The organism is bacterium (genome assembly GCA_040753555.1).
GTDB lineage: Bacteria > UBA9089 > UBA9088 > UBA9088 > UBA9088 > JBFLYE01.
The window spans coordinates 1-5,009 of record JBFMDZ010000148.1 but is presented as its reverse complement, the minus strand read 5'-3'; the positions used below and the strand labels follow the sequence as shown (position 1 = coordinate 5,009).

The 5,009-nt window shown below is 36.5% G+C and carries 5 protein-coding genes; all 5 read right to left on the bottom strand.

Annotated elements, in window-relative coordinates; all coding sequences use genetic code 11:
• Positions 1 to 144 precede the first annotated feature (144 nt).
• Genes AB1630_10075 through AB1630_10055 form a run of 5 tightly spaced genes read right to left on the bottom strand, consistent with a single transcriptional unit; the run spans position 145 to position 4,812 of the window.
• A complete protein-coding gene (locus tag AB1630_10075) occupies positions 145 to 507 on the bottom strand; it encodes a DUF5615 family PIN-like protein (protein MEW6104137.1) in 363 nt (120 codons plus the stop codon).
• Positions 504 to 740: a DUF433 domain-containing protein gene (locus AB1630_10070; protein ID MEW6104136.1), complete on the bottom strand. Its 237-nt coding sequence runs from the start codon at positions 738 to 740 to the stop codon at positions 504 to 506. The genes AB1630_10075 and AB1630_10070 overlap by 4 nt, the downstream gene beginning before the upstream one ends.
• 6 nt (positions 741 to 746) lie before the next feature.
• Positions 747 to 1,028: a hypothetical protein gene (locus AB1630_10065; GenBank protein ID MEW6104135.1), complete on the bottom strand. Its 282-nt coding sequence runs from the start codon at positions 1,026 to 1,028 to the stop codon at positions 747 to 749.
• 8 nt (positions 1,029 to 1,036) lie between these two features.
• Complete coding sequence (locus tag AB1630_10060) at positions 1,037 to 2,152, bottom strand: hypothetical protein (GenBank protein MEW6104134.1); 1,116 nt, start codon at positions 2,150 to 2,152, stop codon at positions 1,037 to 1,039.
• A gap of 11 nt (positions 2,153 to 2,163) precedes the next feature.
• On the bottom strand, positions 2,164 to 4,812 hold the full coding sequence (locus AB1630_10055; GenBank protein ID MEW6104133.1) for a pre-toxin TG domain-containing protein: 2,649 nt from the start codon (positions 4,810 to 4,812) through the stop codon (positions 2,164 to 2,166).
• Positions 4,813 to 5,009 lie beyond the last annotated feature (197 nt).

Sequence of the window (5,009 nt, the reverse complement as noted above, 5' to 3'; positions counted from 1 at the left end):
TTTTTAAAAAGACACTAGTAAAAATTACTAATATGAAGGTTGGCTTTATACAAGTATTTGAAAAATAAGGGTTTTTTTATCCTTTATGTTAAAGTCTCAATTTCTTATTGCTGAAGAATAGTTTTAAATCGCTGAATAGTTATGTTATATTGGCAAATGTCGAACACGAATGGTAATTTCACTAATTGAAATGATGGCGCCGGTTTTGAGGTCATTTCTGCAATGGGTAAGAGCCTCGGCCAATCGTCTATTTACTACCTCTGACCGTTCGTCTTTTAATCGAAACAAAATTATGCTAGGTAATTGTTCTTTGCTCACTGCCAAGAGATAGCCAAAATCCAAGTCCATAGTGAGTAGTATTCGTTTCTCCAAGCGGGCTTTTGTTAAGATTTCTTCGTCAGACAAGCACTGTAATCCTTCTTCGCTAAGATGAACAGTATCATACCCTTGTTGACGTAGCCATGTAACCGTTCGGTTTGAGATACCCATATCAGCGAGAAATCTCATTTAGCTTCTATCAACTCATGAATATAGACTTGTTCATGGGCTAGCCATGAAGCGTATTCTAAAGCCTGCCTAATATCTTCTGGTTCTAAGTCAGGATATTCTTCCAGAATTTCAGCCACAGACTTGCCATGTGCCACCAAGTTCACAATCAAGGAGACAGGTATACGCATTCCACGAATACATGCCTGTCCCGCCATAATGTGCCTGTTGAAAGTAATTCGGTCAAAATCCATAATCTTTTATCCTTTCCTTAATTCTTTGTATTTTACATTATTTGCTGACGAAAAGCAAGAATGAAACTTATCCATATCTTTTTGGCCCTTCTCATATGCCTTGTATGCCTCCCTTAGCTTGTAATCCTTGATATAATTAAACCCAGCCCTTATGCAAAGAATTGTAAATTTTAAATTGCAAATTGCAAATTTTAAATTTTTAAAATCTATTTTCAATGATGAGCCATTTACCGCATTTCCAGTTAAGGGGTCATAGCCAGAGGTGGCGATAGTTCCCTTTCTATGCATTTGCTATATTATTTTATCTCTTGGATTGGAAGCCATTGGGGGCTATACTCAGAAATATTTGGTGTATTGGTTAAGTTTTTAAGTTTGCCATCAAGGGTGAGGGAGTATATATCACTATTTTTTTCATTGGGGGATATTAGGGCAAAGATTATCCTTTTTTCATCTGGAGTCCAGATAGGAAAATCCCATATTTTCCCTTTTAACCCTTTGATAATCTTGTAAATTTTCTTATCTTCTATATTTACTACAGAAATTCCTGGTCCATCTTTATTGTAATCAACAAAAGCAACTTTTTTTCCATCTGAAGACCACATATAAAATCTTTTTGTGTCATCCATTATTTTTTCCAACCTCTTATTTTCTACTTCTATTATATAGGTTGCTAATTTGCCCTTTTCATCCTCTGCATCAAAAACAATATTCTTTCCATCCGGTGACCAGCGAGGAGCCCTTGTTTTACTAAAACCCTCTGCTAATTGCTCTATATTTAATCCATCTGGATTTATTAAATAAAGCTGTGGGTATTCTTCTGTAAAAGTTCCTTGGTCTATCTTCTTTATTATATGTCCATACTTATCTACTAGCGTAAGTTCATTCTTTTCTTCTTTAACAAATTTCCTTTGAAAAATAATCTTTTTTCCATCGGGAGACCAATCTTGCACATAATCATTCAGTGGATTATCTGTCAATCTCCTTAGATTTTTCCCATCAACATCTATTGTATAGACTTCAAAGTTTCCGTCGCAGTCAGAGCTAAAGGCAAGCTTCTTACTATTTGGAGACCAACGAGGGATTATATTGAAGGAATTGCCATCCGTCAATCTTGTTTGGCTACCAGTTTCTGTATCTACTATCCAAATACTTCCCCCTTTTTGTTCTCTTGGATGAGTAATAAATGCGATTTTCCTGCCATCCAAGGAAGCAGATGCAGCCATACTTATTGGAAAGGATATTTTTGTAAGTTCCTTCCTATTTGTTCCATTTAAATTTATTATATAAATCAGGGTTTCTTTTCTATCATAGTCCACCGACAAGAAGGCTATTTTGCCAGGAATAAAGATTTCTTCCTTTTTACACCCTCCTAAGGTCATACATAATGCTATAAACAAGATAATCTTTTTCATTTTTACCTCCATCATTTTACAATATAAATGGGCACTTTTTCAGTGGGCCTAATATATGCTTTCCATTCATAATTTACACACTCAAGTTTAAATTCAAATTTGAGATAATTGGGAGCAATTATTGTCCTATGGTCACCAAACATATTTATATACTCTTTTATTGCTTTATCTAATGCTTGTTTAGCTGCTTGAGATTTAGATGGATCATTTGGATCCAAATTAATGTCATTTCCTGAATAAACATCCGGAGACCAATTTTCGTAATATTTTCTTGCTTGTTCCTTTATCAACCCCTCCATATCCACATATTCCCTTGCATCCTTTGGATTGCCTGTAACAAAGCCTATAACATTCTCCCCTATTGAAAAAGAAAAAGGAGAAGGGGGAAGGTTTAAGAAGATATTATTGTATATCCAATTAACCGCATTTTTTATTGAATACTCAAGCCCAGATCTTGTGGTCATATGCTTTATTGAATTTGTTATATCCCATTTAGTTGTGCTTATATCAGGCTCTTGAATAGTTAGTGTCCAGGTTATCCCATCTGTTTCTATTTTTCCTCCTCCCAATTCTAATGCATCCCGCAATGCCTTCTCTTTTGCCCCTTCACTGTAAAGAAGGTCTTTGGAGGCCTCACTTGTTCCTTGATTGGAACCGATGTCTGCGAATTGAGGCACAATAAGGATATTATAAGCCTCTGTGAGTCTCCCATCCCTCTCCCTCTCCAAAGCCTTAAGCAATAGTTCACCAGCTTCATTTAATACCCCTTGTGTCTTTAAGTTCTTAAGGCTAGCAATGGCACTGGCAAGCTCACGATTAGAAGACCTTTTTGCAATTTCTTTATCTATTCCTTCCAATCCAGCATCATTCTCCTTATTTCCATCATTGGCAACCTTATTCTCTAATCCCACAAGCTGTTGTAAGGTTAAGTCAGCTGGGTTTAGATTTCCCTTGTTATATGCCTTGTAAGCCTGATTTAGCTTGTAATCCTTGATATAATTAAACCCAGCTTTTAATCCTTCATAAATAAAGGGAGATGCACCAGAGATGCCCAAAGACCATCTTTCGTCTTCGGTTAATTCCTTACCAAAGAATATGCCTTCCTTTCCTGAGATGGCGGTAGCTATTTGGTAGCCAGAGATAAGGTAGGATAATTGACCTGCATTTAGCTTCCCTATGCCTGGCTTTCCATAGGAATTAAGGGCATTAATCCCAGCCACAAATCTGCTTGCTCCGTTTATATGCTCCCTTTCCTTTGTGAATGGGTCATCGCCAGAGACGGCAATGTATGAATTACGAAAAGCGTTTGTATAATTTACCACTATGTTTATATTCCTTGATAGGCTTGCTATCTTTCCCTTTCCAAGGTCTACTCCCTTTACACCAGAAAGGCCACCAAATCCTCCCAAGAAACCAAGCCACCTATTTGCCTTAGAAAGCTCTTGACCTGTTATCATATCTATTCCCATAAAGGAAGAGATAAGGGAATATAGCTGACCAACCCCTGGGATAAAGGAAATTATATTAGAGATAAACTGGGTTAGTCTATTTATTTTCTGGACATTCTGGGAGTAATAATTTATCCTTGCAACCCCATTATCAGTGGGAATCTTCTCAAGCTCGGTATCAGGTAGGGTCTGAATATCAGATGTATTGTATCCATAGGCTTGTAAGGTAACACTTCCTGACGGAAAATACCTCTTTGTCCCATCAGAAACAAGCCATAAGGAATCCCCAGAGCCTTTAACCAGCCTTGGTCTTAAACCAATTGGACTTCCTTCCTCAATAGAGGCGAGCTCACTATCGCTAACCTTCTTGGTTGCTAAAAGAAGGGTTTTTTCTTCATTAAGTAATTGTTTCTTCCCATTTTCAATGATATAGTAGGCATCAATTAGTTTTTCACATATCTCTTTTTTCCAACCTTCTCCGTGCTGATTAGAGTGCCTTTCAGTTATGATGCGGTCATATTGCTCATTGCTCTCTACTTGTTTCCATTCCTTTTGTTTAATAATCGTTCCCTCAGGAAGGTTGTCAGATGAGATTTGATTGGTAATATTAGAATCTGTAACCATCTCTTTCTTTCCATTTTTAATGATGTAGTAGGCATCAACTAGCTTTTCATCCCGTACTATTTTTCGATACCACTCATTATAATAATTGTGCCACTTATAATACTCCTCTTTTGTCCGAGAGCGATATTGTTCTTTTTGTTCCTCCCGCGACATTTGTTTCCATATTTTATCTTTAATCACTGTTCCCTCGGGGAAACCCATCTTAGAGAGAAAATTTTCTACTGTAAAATTGCTTGCACTTATTCCCATTTGGTTTAAAATTATATCTTCCAGAATATCTTTATTTACAATCTCCCTTTTTATCCCTAGATTTATCATATAGACCTTACCATCTTGGGATCTAAGCAATGTCTGATTGGGATATTTTATCACAGGAATAGCCTCATCCTCTGGGATTTCCTGTAAAGAAGAAGAATTAACCGAGATAATCTTATCCTCCTTAAATCCCAAAGCCTCAAAGGTTGTTTTATCGGGAATGAGCCTTTTTTCTCCCATTCGCATAAGCCATAGGTTTCCACTTTCATCCTTTAGGATTGTTCCATTTGGGTATTTAACAAGAGGAAGGCTTCCTATTTCAGGGATGTTCACAAGTTCCTCATTAGAAACAGAAATAGCGGTTTTAAAATCATACCTAAACCTTAATGCTCCTGCATCATCATAGTAATTCTCGGTAAAAACTTAAACACATTAAAAATCATCATTTTTTTCTTTTATCTTCTCTATCCTTCTATATTTATAGTGATTTTTGCCTTTCCCTTTGGTTTTTTCTTCTTTGTTTTTTGTAC